This window comes from Mesorhizobium sp. CNPSo 4661 (assembly GCF_057784215.1).
This window is the reverse complement of the sequence record NZ_JBWGIO010000003.1, coordinates 341,494-355,848: the sequence shown is the minus strand read 5'-3', so window position 1 is coordinate 355,848 and position 14,355 is coordinate 341,494. Positions and strand designations below refer to the sequence as shown.

The following is a 14,355-nucleotide window of genomic DNA, read 5'->3' as shown; positions in this document are numbered from 1 at the left end:
AGTCGGTTGCATTCGGCCGGCCAGTCTGACGCTATAAATTTGGGGCTACATATTGCTCGCGGGCCGGGCCGGCGGCGCCGGCCGATGTGGCGGCCGCGGGCGCGGCCTCAGCGGCACCTCGGCGAGCGAAGCGCGGATCACCCGGACCGGCACCGGTGGTGCGGCGGCGCGCCGGCGCAGCATTGCGGCCGAGAGACTGCCGACGAGAGTTCGAACGTCCATGGGACTCCTCCTGAAGAGTCCCCCCAATGACGAAGGGTTAGCACCACGGCCGGGCGGCCGCATTTAACTTTGATGTATGGCCGGGCATGTCGGCGAGGTGCGACGAACCGGGGGCCAACCTTTTCCGTCGGCACGCGTTGTCCTCTGAAAGGAGACCACCATGCCGACCAGCAGCCGAACGAAAACCGACACGACCAAAAAATCAGCCGCCGGCAACAAGACGGACACGGCGAAGACCACGCGCAGGCAGCGCGGCGTCCAGCGCAAGGTCGATGCCACGGACAGCAGCAAGCCGAAGCCGAAAGCGCCAGGTGCGATGCAGGCCGGCGCGCGCAGATACCCCGTGCCACCTTTTCCCAGGCAGCATCATCCCAAACCAGGCGAGGAATGGGCGATCGAGCCGGCGCCGCTCTATGACGCCCCGTTCTGGCAGGGGTCGGGCAAGCTCAAGGACAAGGTCGCGCTGATTACCGGCGGCGATTCCGGCATCGGTCGCGCGGTCGCGGTGCTCTTCGCGCGCGAAGGCGCCGATATCGCCATCGCTTATCTCAGCGAGGACCGTGACGCCAAGGCGACGAAGCAGGCGGTCGAGGCGGAGGGCAGGCGCTGCATCATCTTGCGCGGCGACGTCGCCAAGCGCGCCTTCTGCCGAAAGGCGGTGGGTGAGACGATCAAGGCTTTCGGCAAACTGGACGTGCTTGTCAACAACGCCGCCTTCCAGGTCCACTCGGCCGATTTCGCCGATCTCACCGAAGCGCATTTCGACATCACGCTGAAGACCAATCTCTACGGTTATTTCCACATGGCGCAGGAAGCCGTGCCGCACATGAAACCAGGATCGGCCATCGTCAACACCGGCTCGGTCACCGGCATAGAGGGCTCGAAGGAACTGGTCGACTATTCCATGACCAAAGGCGGCATTCACGCCTTCACCCGCGCGCTCTCCGGCAATCTCATCTCCAAGGGCATCCGCGTCAACGCGGTGGCGCCCGGTCCGGTCTGGACGCCGCTCAACCCGTCGGAGAAGGAAGCGGAGGACGTTTCGCAATTTGGCGCCAAGACGCCGATGAAGCGGCCCGCCCAGCCGGAGGAGATTGCGCCGGCCTATGTGTTCCTGGCCTCGCCGCAATGCTCGAGCTACATCACCGGCGAGATCCTGCCGATCATCGGGGGTTACTGACCATGAGGAGGATCCCATGAAAGATCTCACGAAGAAAGCGCTTCTCATCGCTGCCGTCGCGCTGATCCCGGTGCTGCCGGCAGCGGCCCAGACTGCCGCTCAGCCGAAGGACCAGCAGGCGCAGAACTGCCAGGCCAAGCCCGACGCCAACGACCAGCAGCAAAAACAGAAGCAGCAGGCCGATACGGATGAACTGTCGAAACAGCTCGGCGATTGCGGCGGCGTGCTGAAGCCGCCGCCGACCGGCGACCAGAACGCGACGACGCCACCGCCGACCGGCGACATGCCAGTGATCAAGCCGGGCGAAGTTCCGCCGCAGAACGGCCAATGAGGCGTGCGTCTTCAACAACAAGGGTCAATGCTTGCGCTTCTCGCCCTCGGTCGCCCGGACGGCCGGCAAGCCGTGGGCCTCGCGCATCATCTGCAATGCCTCGTCGCGGGTGAGGCCGCATTTGCGGGCAAAATAAGCCGCCTCGTGGATTTCGGCGCGGGAAGCTGCCGAAACACTGGAAGCTGACCGTCTGTTCTTCTTCTTGGCCATCGGTTCACCGCGCCATGAATCACTTAGTCAGCTAATTATAAATCCATTGTTTCTTATTGCAAATGGGCCGCCGTTTTTAGCGATCCGGCATCCTCGCCCATTGGGAACCATTGTGCCGGCATGGGATTGTGGTTTGCGGGCCGCGTCAGCCGGACCAGGTGGCAAAGAGAACAGGGCTGGTTTCTCCGGCTTCCCGCCCTGGCCAACGAAAGGGCAGTCGAGCTCTTGTCCCACCCGGCCCGCTCCGTATTTGGCGGGGGGCAGCAAATGGCAGGGCACACGCTATTCGACAAAGCCGTCCTCGAGTCGCACGAAATATGTGTCCAAAATAGGTGAGGCGACAATGCCGGGCTGGGTTCGTGAAGGCTGGCTGCTCTTGCGGGAGAGTGTCACCGGCTACATCGACGACAATGCGCTGAGCCACGGCGCGGCGATCGCTTTCTACGCCACGACCTCACTGGCGCCGATCCTGCTGATCGTCGTGGCGATTGCCGGCGTCGCCATCGGCAACGATGCCGCCCAGGTCGCGCTGTCGGCCGAGATATCCGGCGTCATGGGCCCGCAAAGCGCCGACCTCCTGAAGGCCACGATCGAGAGCGCCGCACAGCGTTGGTCAAGCACGCTTGCCACGCTGATCGGGCTGGTCACGCTTTTCGTCACGGCGTCGGGCGTCTTCGGTGAAATGCAGCAGTCGCTCAACGAGATCTGGAAGGTGAAGCCCAACGGCGTGTCGCTGTCGCGCCTGGTGCGGGCGAGGGCGGCGAGCCTTGGTCTCGTCGCGGCGCTTGGCTTCCTGCTGCTGGTATCGCTGGCGGCAAGCACGGCGATCTCGGCGCTGGGCGAACTGATCAACCGGCGCCTGCCGTTCGGTGGCGTGATCGTCAGCGGCGTCAACACGATCGTCTCTTTTGTGCTGATCGCTCTGCTCTTCGCCGCGATCTACAAGGTCCTGCCGGACCGCACGCTAAAATGGCGCGATGTCGGCGTCGGCGCGGTGGTGACCGCGCTGCTCTTCACCATCGGCAAGTCGCTGATCGGCTGGTACATCGGCACCAGCGCTATCGCCACATCCTACGGTGCCGCCGGAGCGCTGATGGTCGTATTGGTGTGGGTCTATTATTCGGCGCAGATTTTTCTCTTCGGCGCCGAAATCACGCGCGCCTATTCGGTCCGTCGCGGCAGCCGGCGCGACCTCGCGCCGGTCATGGCACACGCCAACCACCGGGGTGCGCCGCGCCAGACCGAACAAGTAGCCAAATCCGAGGCGACGATGCCCGCCAACGCTGATAGAAGCGTCGGCACGGCGCCAGCCCGGCCAACCGCATTTGGTGGCGAGATCGTCGGTTGGATTGTGCTGAGCAGCCTGATCACTCTGCTCGTGACGCGGATCTTGCGCCGCGGAGACTGATACCGAGTGCCCTACCGCCGCTCTTCCTGCCGTTTCTCGATTTGGTAGGACAGCCAGCGGCAGAACATGCCGATAATCGAGGTAGCGGCTCCGCCGAGCAGACAAGCGATCAGCAACGGACTTTTCGATGCGCTGTCCCAACTAACGATCGCCAACAGGGTCACGCTCACCGTGGAAATCAGATACCCCGTACCCTTGAGAAGATGAAGTGACGATCTGGTCATACTGGCCGCCTTCCAATGCAACTGACAGCCCCGATCAAGGTTCCATTTACCCGATGTCCCTCCACGACAGTTGCTGCTGTGGCACCTACGTGGCATCCAGGGGGGGCGGTCGGGTGTGACGCCTGTTAGCCCGCCGCCGTTCTTCAACGGGGCGGCGGGCTTTTTACGCGATATGCGCTGCTCGCGGTCCTAGTAGCTCTAGGTGCGGGCATTGAGGCGTTTTCCTGCAAGGTACATTAGTGCCGTCGCGGCACGGTTCCTGCCCAAGCGGCAGCTTCCGCCTGTGCGAGCAGGCCATCGAGAGAGCCGGCCAACGCCTCCTGGCAATCGCTGTCGTACCGGGCGGCGTTGACCTCATTGACGGGTTTTCCAATGGCTGGTTCTGCCATCGAGGTTCCTCGTCAATCATCTAGGTTTGGTGCGAGGCGCCCCGACAGCGGTCGTAGGCGCCCCGATCGTCATTGGTGATGTGACGGCTGGGCCCATCCGACGGCGGGAGGGATTGCTCCGTCCTCGACAAGGATATCCTTCTTGCGCGCGAACGCGGCGAAAACGCCTCGCGCGGTTTCCGCGTCGACGTCGCCAATCAAAGCCGCCTTGCAGGCACGGATGGCCGCTTTCTGCTCCGGGCTATTGCCGCACCAGTCGATCGCGAACTGATAGGCGTCGACGACGGTGTTCAGTTGCCGGGGAAAGCCCAGTCCGACCCAAACGCGAAGGGGTTTCTCGAAAGGTTTGGAAAGCATCGCGAACTCCCATACACCGCGATACTTTCAAACAGCCAGTCCGCCGCCGCGGCCGCCTTTGCCGGTCATCCATGGCAAGGGGACACTCACGTCCTCAAGAATTCTGACCGACTTTGCGAAACCGCAAAAGGCATCTCTGGCGCCAGTCAGCGGATAGCCGCTGTCGAATGCCCGCTGGCAGGCACGAAGGGCCGTTTCAAAGATGGTTCCGCGCCTGTTCTTGGGCCACGCGTAGAGAAATTCCAGAGCATCTTCCAAGCACGCGATTTCCTGGATGAGGCTGTTTCCGCTCTTCACGAAAACGGGGCTGTCGAACATCCGGTCGTTCATAACGTCCTCCAATCGAACGAACAATTGAGTACAAGCCACGGCTTGGGACCGACAGAGGCCCAAGCCCAGCGGCGATATGGGTTTGTGGATTTTGACCGTCAAGAGCTTTCCCGGTCGCTGCGAGAACCGGCGCGTCTCGGAGGGATGAATAGCGGCTATTCGGCCAAGGCGCCGTTCGGCTTAGGTGTTAGCCGCCTTTCTCTTCTTGGCTGCCGCGCAGCGCGCCCGGAACGCCTCGACCTCGGCTTCGGTAAGATGCTCGATACCGATGAAATCATTCTTCGCATGGCCTGAGCGGATTAACTCGTCGAGTTTGGCCTGGATCGCCGCGCCGTCCCGGTTCTGGGTGTTCTGGATCAGGAACACCATCAGGAAAGTGACGATTGTGGTGCCGGTGTTGATGACAAGCTGCCAGGTCTCCGAATAGTCGAAGACCGGACCGGTTGCCCCCCACAGCAGAACCGATCCCAGGCATAGGCCAAAAGCCAACGGCCTGCCGGTGGCATGAGCGACGGCCGCCGCCATGCGATTGAACGCTTTTTCCATGGGATGATACTCTGGGGAACGGTAGCAACGAGCCCCGGCAACCTGCCAGGGCTCGGCGGAAGCCGGACCGAGCGAATATCCGGCCGTGCGCGGAGCGCCGCTAGGCAGCCTCGGCAGCTACATTGACGGCGGATTCGGCGAGTTCGGTGAGCGCTGCGTCCGTTTCCTTTTCCTCGGCCAGCGTCTTGTCGAGCAGATTGACAGCTTCCGTCAGGCCGAGTTCCTGCGCCCAGGTCCTGAGCGTGCCGTAGCGCGAAATCTCGTAATGCTCGACGGCTTGGGCGGCGGCCAGCAGGCCGGCGTCGAGCGAGGGCGAGCCCTTGTACTCATCCATGATTTCCGCGCCTTCCTCGGTGATGCCCATGATGGCCGCGCAGGTCTTTCCCACAGGCTTCTTGTCGATCACCTCGAACACTTCCTCGAGACGCGCGACATGCTCCTCGGTCTGGTCGCGGTGCTTCTCGAAGGCCGCCTTCAACGCATCGTCCTGCGCCGCCTTGGCCATCTTGGGCAGCGTCGCCAGAATCTTCTTTTCGGCGAAGTAGATGTCTTTCAGCGTGTCATGGAAAAGTTCGTTGAGGCCCTTGTTCGAGGCCGCTTTCGTCGTCGCCATTTCTGCATCTCCTGGTGGGGTTGGATCATCACCAACACGGCCGCCCGCAAGTTGTTCCGAATAGATTTTTTGCCGGTGAAGGCCCTGGACCCTCAATTGTTATTGACGAGGCTCCGCGTTGATCTTTGGCGCACGGGCTAAGCCCAGGACTCCAGGATTTCATCCACCGGGGCGACTTCCACATGGTGCGAATATCTTTTGGTGAACAGCCTGATGATGCTGTCATAGGCTTCGTCGGAGGTGCTGCAAATCGCATCCTCCGCCAGAACCGTTCGAAAGCCGAAATCGATAGCTCCAAGAAGCGTGGCCAAAACGCACATGTCGGCCTCGCCTCCGCTGACGACAATTGTGTCAACATCCTCGGCTGCAAGCGCGCGCCTCAACCTGCCTCCGAACCAGGGCGAATAGACGGGTTTGTCGAACTGTCGTGCCGGCGGAACGAAATCCTTCAGCTCCGGCGCCAACTCGATGATGTCGTTCCCTGCTTTTTCAAGCGTCATTTCTGCCCAGCGCTCATAGTAGCTGCGCCACTGGCCATGCCCTTCTCCTGCCCGCAGTGCCGGAATGAAGCGGGTGAAGATGGTTCGTGCCGGCCACCGCTCGGTGAGCCGAAGCACCTTGGGCAGAGTCTGGGGAAACCACTCGACCGCCCACGGTCCGGGCGGCATGAACATGCGCTGCATGTCGACGCAAAGATGCACGGCGTTTGCAGGAATAGGGCGGGAGACGGGCATCAGCCGCTCACCGATTTGCGAGTTTTCGCTTGAAGGATTTCATTCCCTTCGTCAGCGAGGCCCTGGCCTCGGCCGCGTTTTGCCAGCCCTTCAGCTTGATTTTCTTGCCGGTACCCAGCACCGAGGAAAGGAAGAACTGCTCTATTTCCCGGCGAAGATCTTCAGGCACATCGACTGACGCCACGGGCTCATCCGGCGCGTCTTCCTTATGAGGGCAGAAAATGTACCGGTCGTTGCGGACTTTCGAGCCGTCGGGATCGCGCTGCTTTACCCTGAGCGCGCCCAGCAGGTCGCATTTTATCACGACCCCCGGAGCGCCGGCGGCCTGGTGGATGACGAGCCCGTCCAGCGGATCACCATCGTCTCCCAGCGTCGATGGCACGAAGCCCCAATCGTAGGGATAGGTGTTACCGACAGGAAGGGGGCGGGAATATTCGAACACCCCGGTCTTCGGTTCATAGGCGAGTTTCGCGGCCGATCCCCGCGGTGTTTCCACGACCACGCGGAACAGGTTACGAGAAGTTGCCGGAAGCGTCAGATAATTAGCCATTGCCAAACCGGGAGCCGACCAAACCACATTGCGCAAGGTGAACTTCACCGGCACCTGAATGTTCCATGACGAAGGAGGTGGCCGACTGAATCGCCCAGGCCGAGATGCGCAGGCTGGCTCACTGCGAAAGGAGGGCCTTGGATAAATATATCCGGGGTTGTCTTGCCGGGAGTCAGTTTAAACGCTATATGTATGATATCGATCTTGCTGAACGAACGTTGTTTCTGGCGCCTTTGTGCCCCGACGATCTTCCCTCTCAATTTCGAAAACTGTGACGTTTGGCATTCGGCCAAGCGGCGGTAATTTGCGTCGATTTGAAAGGAAATCGTATGACTACTGGAACCGTGAAGTTTTTCAACGCCACCAAGGGCTTTGGCTTCATCGAGCAGGGCGGCGGCCAGCCGGACGTGTTCGTTCACATCTCTGCCGTGGAGCGCGCCGGGATGCGTTCTCTCGTCGAAGGCCAGAAGGTAAGCTTTGACGTCGTCAAGGACGCCCGCAGCGGCAAGAGCGCCGCGGAGAATCTGCAGGCCGCCTAAGCCATGCATCGGCGCCTTTGACCACGGATGTACTGGCACAGGCGCTGGGGCTTTGAGGGAAGGTCGGGTTCGCCCGGCCTTTTTCATTTTGTATAGCGAGGTAGCACATGGCTGATACGAATGTGTTCAAGCCGAAAGGCGACGCCAAGAACGAGGCCACCACAAAAACCGCGCGCGCCATCATCGACGGGGAGGCGGCGGCCAGAATTGCAAAGACGGCGCGTCTTCGCGAGGCCAGACTGGCGCAGGAGCCAGTGGAGGAGCCGGTAAAGAAGGCGAAGAAAAAGGCCGCCGGCAAATAGGGCGCCGACCTGAGATGCGATCTGCGGAAGTCGGGCTGGCGTTTCGGTTTTCCCTGAAACACTAGCGTTCCAACTGCGCCGTCGTATGGCAGGTCAGGGCCGACGCAGCCCCGATTCACGCAGCGGCATTGGGCCCTACTTCGGCGTCACCGGAAGCCGAGAAAGCCCAATATGGCAATGACGATGACGACCGCTCCTACGAGCCAGATGATATTGTTCATGTCTGCTCTCCCAATGCTGACGTTCCGGCGCTGGCGCCGGCAAATGCAGCGGTCATGATGGCCATGGCACCAGCGCTCTTTGAAATGAGTTTGGCCTTCATTCTCTATTCTCGATGCCTAATTTAGAAATAACTGCAGTGAGATAGCGTTCCTGAGGCGAAATAGTTCCGGTGAGCGCGAAAAACAGAAGAACTCTGATCAGTGCCGGCTCTTGAGGAACCTCGCCTCGCGCACCAACGAGGTCCAGTCGGTGCCAATGAGCTTGATCAGTTCGCGGGCGTCGTCCTCGGAGATGTCCGTGTCCTTCGCCAGCCGAAGGGCTAGCAATTCGACATCGCTCTTCGCTGGCTGAGCCGCGTTGCCGTTCTCGGCGTGGCGTGTCTTGCCGTCATTTCCGCCGATCATCATCCGCCTCCTTCCAGTAGGAACTTTCGAGGCGGCGGCATGTTTCATGCCCTCGGCAAATAACATCCGAAGGCGCCTCGCCGGCGGCAGGCCGTGAGAGTTAACGCGGTTCGCGGGTCATTGAGAGATAGGTCGGATCGAACTCGGCGATCTGCTGCAGCTTCTGCCAGTCGAGGATCGTCACCGTATGGTTCGCCCAGGCGATCACGCCGCTGTTGCGCAGCGCGCTAATGACGCGGTTCATATGCACCACCGACAGGCCCAGCACGTCGGCGAGCTCGGCCTGCGAGACGGGCAAATGAAAGCTCATGCCGTTGGTGCGCTTCACCACCTCCAGCCTGACGAACAGCTCGCAGAACAGATGCGCCAGATGCGAGACCTTCGAGCGCCGCCCCATGGCGACGATCCACTCGCGGTGGATGGCGCCGTCGATCAGCGTGTCGAGCCACAACAGCCGCGTCAAATGCGGCGCCCGCTCGGTGATGCTGCGCAGCTTCGAATGGTCGGCCAGGATGACGCGGCAAGGCGAAAGCGCGATGACGCCGTGGTCCATCGTCTTCAACAGGAAGGCGTAGAGGTCGACGAAATCGCCTGGAACCTGCAGCGAGGTGAATTGCCGGCCGCCATCAGCAAGCACCTTGTAACGGGCGGCGAGCCCGTCGAGCACGAGAGTGCTGTAGGCCGGCCGGGATCCCGACGCGACGATGTCCTGACCAGCGGCGAAGTGGCGTTCGCCCGCCATCAAGTCGCCGAGCAGGGTTTTCTCGTCGTCGGATAGGCTGTCGTGCTGGCCGAGATTCAGGAAAAGGGATTCAAGCATTCATGTCTTCCATGAGCGGGCCGAGCGGCCCGGTCACAGCGGATGTCAAAGTGATTCAAAACAGGCGCGTTTGACGAGGTATGGGGTTGTTGGTCAAAGCGCGCTAACATTTGATACTTCGGCGCTTTTTCCTCCGCGAAATGCCGAAAAGCGCATTGCGGTCGCGTTGCCGCACGGCCGATGCTTGCCTCACCCGTCGCCGGCGCGACGCCTTCCTGGAAGCGACGCAAGGTGGCGCGGCAGGAGCCTCGCGAAGGCAAACCGAATCCGGATAATCCGGCACGTCGGTGCCGTCGAACCGTTTGCGCCGGCCGGGGGATGCATGTCGGCTACATTGGTTCCTGAACATCGCGCGGCGGACTTCATCGCCTCGTCCTATCGCCCCGGGCGCGACGAGGCCGGGCTCGAGACGATCGAGAAGGCGGCCGACCGGGTGCTGGAGGAAACCGGAATCCGCTTCATGGACGATCCGCAAACCATCGACATGCTGAAGCAGGCCGGTGGCGTGGCGAGCGGCGATGTGGTGCGCCTGGACGGGGCCGAGCTGCCCCGCATCGTGCGCCGGCATGCGCCAGAAAAATTCCTTCTGCGCGGCAGGAACCCCGCAAGGGATACGACTGTCGGAGAAAGGGCACCGCCGGTCTTCGCGCCGATCTACGGCGCGCCCAATGTCGTGCTCGACAATGGAACGAGAGTAGCGGGCAGCCGGCGGATCTATGGCGATCTCGTCGCCGCCGCGCATGCCGCTCCCGGGTTGACCAACACCGGACAGATGATCTGTGTCATGGAGGACGTAGCCGAGGACCGGCGGCCGCTGGAAATGCTGCTTGCGCATCTCACCCATTCCGACAAGCCGCTCATGGGCAGCATCGCCTCGCCGGCGGCAGCCGAGGCGGTGATCGACCTGACGGCCGCGGCGGTGGGGCGACCGGCGCGTGGCGGCGAATGCAATCTCCTCCATCTGATCAACGCCACACCGCCGCTCACCTATTGGCCGAACCCGTTGAAATGCCTGCGGGCGATCGCGATGAAGGGCGAGGCGAGCATGGTTTCGTCCTACATGATGATGGGTGCGACGGCACCGGTTACCGTGGCCGGCGCGCTGATCCAGGGCTATGCCGAGGTGCTGGCCGGCCTGGCGCTGGCTCAGCTCTGGCGCCCGGGCGCGCCGGTGGTGATGGGCATCCTCGCCTACCCGTTCGACATGCGCCGGATGTTGCCCAATTTCGGTGACCCGGCCTCGCAGCTCGTCCAGTTCTACGCCGCGGAACTGGGCAGGCGGCTCGGCGTGCCGGTGCGGGGCGACGGCGCCATCACCTCGGCCAAGGTCGATGATGCCCAATCCGGCGCCGAAGGGGGCAGGGTGCTTTCGGCAGCGGTGGCCTCAGGCGCGCATTTCATCCTGCACGCAGCCGGCTGGCTGGAGCAGGGCCGCACCGTGTCGCTCGAAAAATTCCGCCGCGATGCTGCGGCGTTGGCGGAACTCGGCCCTGGCAGGCCCGCCGATTTGCCCGCGCCGCTCGATCGCGGGATCGAGATGGAGATACGCGGCCGCCTCGCGCGGGCTTGAGCCCACGAAAAAGGGCGCTGCCGCGAGGCCGCGCCCTTCGTTTCGTGGGAGCCGGCTTCTACCAGCCCTGCATGCTGTACCAGTCATCGATGTCGCGGCGCACGCGGTCCTTCTCGAGGCCGTAGCGTTCCTGGATCTTGCCTTCGAGCTGGTCGCGTTTTCCCGCGATGCGGTCGAGGTCGTCGTCGGTGAGCTTGCCCCACTGTTCCTTGACCTTGCCCTTCACCTGCTTCCAATTGCCTTCGACGCGGTTCCAATCCATTGCCGGACCTCCTGTTGGACACGGAGGGCTAACGGCAAGGCGGTCGCGAGGTTCCTGCCAAAAACTTTTTCTCCGACGGCGTCAGGCATCGGCCCGACGGCTCCTGGCCGGGCTTCTTTTAGGTACGGGCGTCCGGCTGCAACGGGTCGCTTCGATGGTCATGGCGCGTCCTCAAAAATTCGGGAGCGGCGGAACATTCGCCCGGCGCCGATGTTCTTGAATGCAGGATGGCGCGCAGCCCCGCTCCCCCGCGAAGGCGCGCCACCGGACCGGGCTCAGACCCGAGCAAGCCCGCCTCGGCCGTCCCTCGCCGGGGCGGGCTTTATTGCGACGAGATTGGAAAGACCTCATGCTTCATCAGGCAGCGAAGATAGCTGAGCAGGCCCATCGCGGCCAGAAGGACAAAACCGGCCAACCCTATATCGAACATTTGAGACGCGTAGCCGACGCGGTTGAAACGCTGGACGAAAAGACGGTCGCCTACCTGCATGACGTCGTCGAGAAGGGGAACGGCTGGAGCCTCGACCGGCTGCATGAGGCCGGCTTCAGCTTGACGGTTGTGGCGGCGGTGGACGCGCTGACCAAGCGCATGGACGAGAGCGAAGAGGGCTCTATTTTCCGTGCCGCCTCGAATGAGCTTGCCTTGCCCGTGAAAATAGCCGACCTGCGCGACAATCTCTGGCAGGCGCACCAGGCTGGCGTTGCCCCAGACCGGTACGAGACCGGGCTCGGCATTCTGGGCGACCTGGCCGCCAGGGACTAGTGGCCTCTTCGGAACCGCCCCCGCTTTCCCCACATCGCAGCGCCGACAGCTATTTGTCCAGCTGCAACAGGTTGACCGGCGCGTCGGGCAGCGAGCGCTCCCAAAGAGCCCTCTCAAGGTCGTTCCGATTGTCGGCGCCTAGGGCCTGCGGCAGGTCGAGCGCCGTCAGGGCCTGGTCGTCGAACTCGATCGGCGCCCCGTAAAGCTGGGCAATCTGCATCACCAGGCTTTCTATGTCCTCGCGCGCGATGTTGTCGGCGAGGTTTTTGAGCCTGATTTCTTCGGCAAGCCGGATGATGTTGACGATGCCGTTCGTCCGCAGGGCCTGCTGGACCTTGCAATGAGCATCATCGCGCAACTGGTTGGAAAATCCTAGTATCATTGGAAAACCCTCCTTTCGCGGGGGTTTATCCCTCTGTTGCAACCATGCGCCGGAGGAGAGCGGTTGACAATACACAAATGTTAAAAACAATAAATAAATCAGTTGGTTAGCATAATATATCAAATGTGATTTCGCCCCATCCTGAGTATCGTTAGCTTCGTTGCCCATCGGCAAATCATCCCCCCTTGACGCTTCATGAGCCGTTTCCTACTTCTACTCATAGTGAGGCACATACTAACTCACAGCGGAGGCGGAAGTGGCTGAGCTTGAACGGCCGCAAAGGTTGCAGATCATGCTGACCGACGAGGAATTGGCGGCGCTGGAAAACTGGCGTTTCGAAAAGCGCATGCCGAGCCGTTCGGCCGCGGTCCGCGAGCTGTTGCGCCGTGGGCTGGCATCCGACGGGTTTCTGACCGCTGACACGGGCGCAAGGTCGCAGGATTTCGGTGTGATATCACCGAACCGGAATGTCGCCGATGGCCCCAGCGAATCGAAGCCCTGAGCAAATGCGTTCTCGCTCGCGTCAGATTGCCTTGACTCCGGCCGGCCCTAATTACCTTACATGACCAATTCCGGGGGGACGTTCCAACACGCTCCAAATGCCGATGCGCGTTTGGCCGCGATCGTCGATTCTTCGTACGACGCAATCGTCGGCAAGAATCTGGACAGCATAATCACCGACTGGAACCACGCGGCCGAGCGCATGTTCGGCTATACCGCCGAAGAAGCCGTCGGCCAGTCGATCCTGATGCTGATCCCCGAGCATATGCAAGGCGAGGAAACCGAGATCATCAGCCGCATCCGCAAGGGCGAGCGCATCCCGAGTTTTGAGACGGTGCGCAGGCGCAAGGACGGCTCGCTGGTCACCGTTTCACTGACGATTTCGCCGATCAAGAACAGCGCGGGGGAAATCGTTGGCGCCTCGAAAATCGCCCGCGACATCACCCCCGCCAAGGAAAGTGAGCGCCGCATTCGGCTTTTGATGCGCGAGGTCAACCATCGCGTGAAGAACCAGTTCGCGGTGATCCTGTCGATGGTCAGGGAAACCAGCAAGCGTTCGACCGATCCAGCCGAGTTCGAGCAGATGATCCGATCCCGCATCATGGCATTGTCGCGGTCCCATGATCTGCTTGTCACCTCGGAATGGGCCGGCGCCAGCCTGTTCGACCTGATTCAGGAGCATTTGAAGCCTTTCGGCCATGAAGAGCGTATATCGCTTTCCGGGCCGCTCCTCACACTGCAGTCGAATGCGGTGCAGAATCTCGGCATGGCCTTCCATGAGCTGGGCACCAACTCGTCCAAATACGGCGCGCTGGCGGGCGAGGGCGGCCGCGTCGAAATCACTTGGAAGGTCGAGAGCGGACCGGAAGCGCAGCGCCGCTTTCACCTTCTCTGGCACGAGACATCCGGCGTGACAGCCGACGGAGCGGCGCGCAAGACGAGTGAGCGCACCGGTTTCGGCGACCGCAAGGGTTTTGGCACGGTGGTGTTGCAGCGGGTGGCGCCGCAGGCGCTGAGCGGCTCCTCCAGTCTCGAACGTGCGCCTGGCAGCGTGAAGTGGGAGCTCGACGCGCCGCTCGAGGCAATCGTCGTGCCGCAACTAGGGGCCGACACCGAGAACGACTTCAGCGTTTGAGAGACCTGCCCGCGAGGCTACCGAATTGCGCGCCGGCCTTCAGGAAGATGTCTTCGGTGCGTGCCGGTTCGCTCGGCGCGACATGGGTCGGCGCGCCGTCGACCTCATCATGATCGGTATAGGCGCATGGCTCTGCCGGCTGCGCGCGAAACGATGCCATTTTCCAATAGTCCCAAACCCCCAAAGCTCACCCACAACCCCGACGATCGTGAGCACAAACATGCCGGGCGCGGTGAGTTTGGCCATAAGATGCAGATGAGGAGGCATTGGGCAAGGTACAAGCCACAGCCTGGCCCGCTCCTTGCAGAGCGGTAAAAGCGTAATTACATCAATGATGAGCGTGCAATGTCCACGCGGATGC

General features: G+C 61.9%; 23 protein-coding genes. 9 read left to right on the top strand and 14 right to left on the bottom strand.

Annotated features, from left to right (window positions below; translation table 11 throughout):
- Positions 1–45 precede the first annotated feature (45 nt).
- Positions 46–222, bottom strand: a complete 177-nt coding sequence (locus tag AC0YKC_RS06560; RefSeq protein ID WP_320298385.1) for a hypothetical protein — start codon at positions 220–222, stop codon at positions 46–48.
- A gap of 160 nt (positions 223–382) precedes the next feature.
- Between AC0YKC_RS06560 and AC0YKC_RS06555 the strand changes: the two genes are divergently transcribed.
- Both AC0YKC_RS06555 and AC0YKC_RS06550 read left to right on the top strand, forming a co-directional pair.
- Positions 383–1,402, top strand: a complete 1,020-nt coding sequence (locus AC0YKC_RS06555) for an SDR family oxidoreductase (RefSeq protein ID WP_488510538.1) — start codon at positions 383–385, stop codon at positions 1,400–1,402.
- A gap of 16 nt (positions 1,403–1,418) precedes the next feature.
- Positions 1,419–1,733, top strand: a complete 315-nt coding sequence (locus AC0YKC_RS06550; RefSeq protein ID WP_488510537.1) for a hypothetical protein — start codon at positions 1,419–1,421, stop codon at positions 1,731–1,733.
- 24 nt (positions 1,734–1,757) lie between these two features.
- Here AC0YKC_RS06550 and AC0YKC_RS06545 read toward each other — a convergent pair whose 3' ends face one another.
- The gene (locus AC0YKC_RS06545; protein WP_320298382.1) at positions 1,758–1,943 is read right to left on the bottom strand and encodes a hypothetical protein; all 186 of its coding nucleotides are present in this window, start codon (positions 1,941–1,943) and stop codon (positions 1,758–1,760) included.
- Between the two features lie 343 nt (positions 1,944–2,286).
- On the opposite strand from AC0YKC_RS06545, the gene AC0YKC_RS06540 reads away from it, so the two are divergent.
- On the top strand, positions 2,287–3,351 hold the full coding sequence (locus AC0YKC_RS06540; protein WP_488510536.1) for a YihY/virulence factor BrkB family protein: 1,065 nt from the start codon (positions 2,287–2,289) through the stop codon (positions 3,349–3,351).
- 11 nt (positions 3,352–3,362) lie between these two features.
- On the opposite strand, the gene AC0YKC_RS06535 is transcribed toward AC0YKC_RS06540, so the two are convergent.
- From AC0YKC_RS06535 to AC0YKC_RS06505, 7 genes are all read right to left on the bottom strand, one after another.
- The gene (locus tag AC0YKC_RS06535) at positions 3,363–3,575 is read right to left on the bottom strand and encodes a hypothetical protein (RefSeq protein WP_320298380.1); all 213 of its coding nucleotides are present in this window, start codon (positions 3,573–3,575) and stop codon (positions 3,363–3,365) included.
- A gap of 458 nt (positions 3,576–4,033) precedes the next feature.
- Complete coding sequence (locus AC0YKC_RS06530) at positions 4,034–4,321, bottom strand: DUF982 domain-containing protein (RefSeq protein ID WP_320298378.1); 288 nt, start codon at positions 4,319–4,321, stop codon at positions 4,034–4,036.
- A 27-nt stretch (positions 4,322–4,348) separates the two neighbouring features.
- On the bottom strand, positions 4,349–4,651 hold the full coding sequence (locus tag AC0YKC_RS06525; protein WP_488510535.1) for a DUF982 domain-containing protein: 303 nt from the start codon (positions 4,649–4,651) through the stop codon (positions 4,349–4,351).
- 180 nt (positions 4,652–4,831) lie between these two features.
- Positions 4,832–5,176 carry a low affinity iron permease family protein gene (locus tag AC0YKC_RS06520; RefSeq protein WP_320298376.1) on the bottom strand — a complete coding sequence of 115 codons (345 nt, stop codon included), beginning with the start codon at positions 5,174–5,176 and terminating at the stop codon, positions 4,832–4,834.
- Between the two features lie 121 nt (positions 5,177–5,297).
- Positions 5,298–5,810 (bottom strand): YciE/YciF ferroxidase family protein, encoded by a 513-nt coding sequence (locus tag AC0YKC_RS06515; protein WP_320298375.1) that lies wholly within the window; start codon positions 5,808–5,810, stop codon positions 5,298–5,300.
- A 137-nt stretch (positions 5,811–5,947) separates the two neighbouring features.
- Positions 5,948–6,544 (bottom strand): cysteine hydrolase family protein, encoded by a 597-nt coding sequence (locus AC0YKC_RS06510; protein ID WP_320298374.1) that lies wholly within the window; start codon positions 6,542–6,544, stop codon positions 5,948–5,950.
- A gap of 7 nt (positions 6,545–6,551) precedes the next feature.
- On the bottom strand, positions 6,552–7,148 hold the full coding sequence (locus AC0YKC_RS06505; protein WP_320298373.1) for an inorganic diphosphatase: 597 nt from the start codon (positions 7,146–7,148) through the stop codon (positions 6,552–6,554).
- 275 nt (positions 7,149–7,423) lie between these two features.
- On the opposite strand from AC0YKC_RS06505, the gene AC0YKC_RS06500 reads away from it, so the two are divergent.
- Both AC0YKC_RS06500 and AC0YKC_RS06495 read left to right on the top strand, forming a co-directional pair.
- Complete coding sequence (locus AC0YKC_RS06500) at positions 7,424–7,633, top strand: cold-shock protein (protein WP_095768399.1); 210 nt, start codon at positions 7,424–7,426, stop codon at positions 7,631–7,633.
- Between the two features lie 107 nt (positions 7,634–7,740).
- A complete protein-coding gene (locus AC0YKC_RS06495) occupies positions 7,741–7,935 on the top strand; it encodes a hypothetical protein (protein WP_320298372.1) in 195 nt (64 codons plus the stop codon).
- A gap of 419 nt (positions 7,936–8,354) precedes the next feature.
- Here AC0YKC_RS06495 and AC0YKC_RS06490 read toward each other — a convergent pair whose 3' ends face one another.
- Positions 8,355–8,561, bottom strand: coding sequence for a hypothetical protein (locus AC0YKC_RS06490; RefSeq protein ID WP_320327891.1), 207 nt, complete (start codon positions 8,559–8,561; stop codon positions 8,355–8,357).
- Between the two features lie 100 nt (positions 8,562–8,661).
- Complete coding sequence (locus AC0YKC_RS06485) at positions 8,662–9,381, bottom strand: Crp/Fnr family transcriptional regulator (RefSeq protein WP_320298370.1); 720 nt, start codon at positions 9,379–9,381, stop codon at positions 8,662–8,664.
- Between the two features lie 322 nt (positions 9,382–9,703).
- Here AC0YKC_RS06485 and AC0YKC_RS06480 point away from each other — a divergent pair, with 322 nt between their 5' ends.
- Positions 9,704–10,951 carry a trimethylamine methyltransferase family protein gene (locus AC0YKC_RS06480; protein WP_488510534.1) on the top strand — a complete coding sequence of 416 codons (1,248 nt, stop codon included), beginning with the start codon at positions 9,704–9,706 and terminating at the stop codon, positions 10,949–10,951.
- 58 nt (positions 10,952–11,009) lie between these two features.
- Here AC0YKC_RS06480 and AC0YKC_RS06475 read toward each other — a convergent pair whose 3' ends face one another.
- Complete coding sequence (locus AC0YKC_RS06475; protein WP_320298367.1) at positions 11,010–11,213, bottom strand: CsbD family protein; 204 nt, start codon at positions 11,211–11,213, stop codon at positions 11,010–11,012.
- 349 nt (positions 11,214–11,562) lie between these two features.
- On the opposite strand from AC0YKC_RS06475, the gene AC0YKC_RS06470 reads away from it, so the two are divergent.
- Positions 11,563–11,976: an HD domain-containing protein gene (locus AC0YKC_RS06470; RefSeq protein WP_434722247.1), complete on the top strand. Its 414-nt coding sequence runs from the start codon at positions 11,563–11,565 to the stop codon at positions 11,974–11,976.
- A 49-nt stretch (positions 11,977–12,025) separates the two neighbouring features.
- Here AC0YKC_RS06470 and AC0YKC_RS06465 read toward each other — a convergent pair whose 3' ends face one another.
- Positions 12,026–12,526, bottom strand: coding sequence for a hypothetical protein (locus tag AC0YKC_RS06465; protein WP_320298365.1), 501 nt, complete (start codon positions 12,524–12,526; stop codon positions 12,026–12,028).
- A gap of 88 nt (positions 12,527–12,614) precedes the next feature.
- On the opposite strand from AC0YKC_RS06465, the gene AC0YKC_RS06460 reads away from it, so the two are divergent.
- Together AC0YKC_RS06460 and AC0YKC_RS06455 are read left to right on the top strand one after the other, a co-directional pair.
- The gene (locus AC0YKC_RS06460; RefSeq protein WP_320298364.1) at positions 12,615–12,860 is read left to right on the top strand and encodes a hypothetical protein; all 246 of its coding nucleotides are present in this window, start codon (positions 12,615–12,617) and stop codon (positions 12,858–12,860) included.
- A gap of 111 nt (positions 12,861–12,971) precedes the next feature.
- Positions 12,972–13,994 (top strand): sensor histidine kinase, encoded by a 1,023-nt coding sequence (locus AC0YKC_RS06455; protein WP_320298363.1) that lies wholly within the window; start codon positions 12,972–12,974, stop codon positions 13,992–13,994.
- On the opposite strand, the gene AC0YKC_RS06450 is transcribed toward AC0YKC_RS06455, so the two are convergent.
- A complete protein-coding gene (locus AC0YKC_RS06450) occupies positions 13,984–14,154 on the bottom strand; it encodes a hypothetical protein (RefSeq protein ID WP_488510533.1) in 171 nt (56 codons plus the stop codon). The two genes, AC0YKC_RS06455 and AC0YKC_RS06450, sit on opposite strands and share 11 nt — an antisense overlap.
- Positions 14,155–14,355: the final 201 nt, after the last annotated feature.

Bases quoted from the DNA above. Each gene is read 5' to 3' on its own strand.
- AC0YKC_RS06550 (WP_488510537.1), top strand. From the start codon at position 1,419: ATGAAAGATCTCACGAAGAAAGCGCTTCTCATCGCTGCCGTCGCGCTG.
- AC0YKC_RS06480 (WP_488510534.1), top strand. From the start codon at position 9,704: ATGTCGGCTACATTGGTTCCTGAACATCGCGCGGCGGACTTCATCGCC.
- AC0YKC_RS06540 (WP_488510536.1), top strand. From the start codon at position 2,287: ATGCCGGGCTGGGTTCGTGAAGGCTGGCTGCTCTTGCGGGAGAGTGTC.
- AC0YKC_RS06535 (WP_320298380.1), bottom strand. From the start codon at position 3,575: ATGACCAGATCGTCACTTCATCTTCTCAAGGGTACGGGGTATCTGATT.
- AC0YKC_RS06500 (WP_095768399.1), top strand. From the start codon at position 7,424: ATGACTACTGGAACCGTGAAGTTTTTCAACGCCACCAAGGGCTTTGGC.
- AC0YKC_RS06530 (WP_320298378.1), bottom strand. From the start codon at position 4,321: ATGCTTTCCAAACCTTTCGAGAAACCCCTTCGCGTTTGGGTCGGACTG.
- AC0YKC_RS06465 (WP_320298365.1), bottom strand. From the start codon at position 12,526: ATGGGCAACGAAGCTAACGATACTCAGGATGGGGCGAAATCACATTTG.
- AC0YKC_RS06560 (WP_320298385.1), bottom strand. From the start codon at position 222: ATGGACGTTCGAACTCTCGTCGGCAGTCTCTCGGCCGCAATGCTGCGC.
- AC0YKC_RS06520 (WP_320298376.1), bottom strand. From the start codon at position 5,176: ATGGCGGCGGCCGTCGCTCATGCCACCGGCAGGCCGTTGGCTTTTGGC.
- AC0YKC_RS06525 (WP_488510535.1), bottom strand. From the start codon at position 4,651: ATGAACGACCGGATGTTCGACAGCCCCGTTTTCGTGAAGAGCGGAAAC.
- AC0YKC_RS06515 (WP_320298375.1), bottom strand. From the start codon at position 5,810: ATGGCGACGACGAAAGCGGCCTCGAACAAGGGCCTCAACGAACTTTTC.
- AC0YKC_RS06485 (WP_320298370.1), bottom strand. From the start codon at position 9,381: ATGCTTGAATCCCTTTTCCTGAATCTCGGCCAGCACGACAGCCTATCC.
- AC0YKC_RS06450 (WP_488510533.1), bottom strand. From the start codon at position 14,154: ATGGCATCGTTTCGCGCGCAGCCGGCAGAGCCATGCGCCTATACCGAT.
- AC0YKC_RS06470 (WP_434722247.1), top strand. From the start codon at position 11,563: ATGCTTCATCAGGCAGCGAAGATAGCTGAGCAGGCCCATCGCGGCCAG.
- AC0YKC_RS06495 (WP_320298372.1), top strand. From the start codon at position 7,741: ATGGCTGATACGAATGTGTTCAAGCCGAAAGGCGACGCCAAGAACGAG.
- AC0YKC_RS06545 (WP_320298382.1), bottom strand. From the start codon at position 1,943: ATGGCCAAGAAGAAGAACAGACGGTCAGCTTCCAGTGTTTCGGCAGCT.
- AC0YKC_RS06475 (WP_320298367.1), bottom strand. From the start codon at position 11,213: ATGGATTGGAACCGCGTCGAAGGCAATTGGAAGCAGGTGAAGGGCAAG.
- AC0YKC_RS06490 (WP_320327891.1), bottom strand. From the start codon at position 8,561: ATGATCGGCGGAAATGACGGCAAGACACGCCACGCCGAGAACGGCAAC.
- AC0YKC_RS06555 (WP_488510538.1), top strand. From the start codon at position 383: ATGCCGACCAGCAGCCGAACGAAAACCGACACGACCAAAAAATCAGCC.
- AC0YKC_RS06510 (WP_320298374.1), bottom strand. From the start codon at position 6,544: ATGCCCGTCTCCCGCCCTATTCCTGCAAACGCCGTGCATCTTTGCGTC.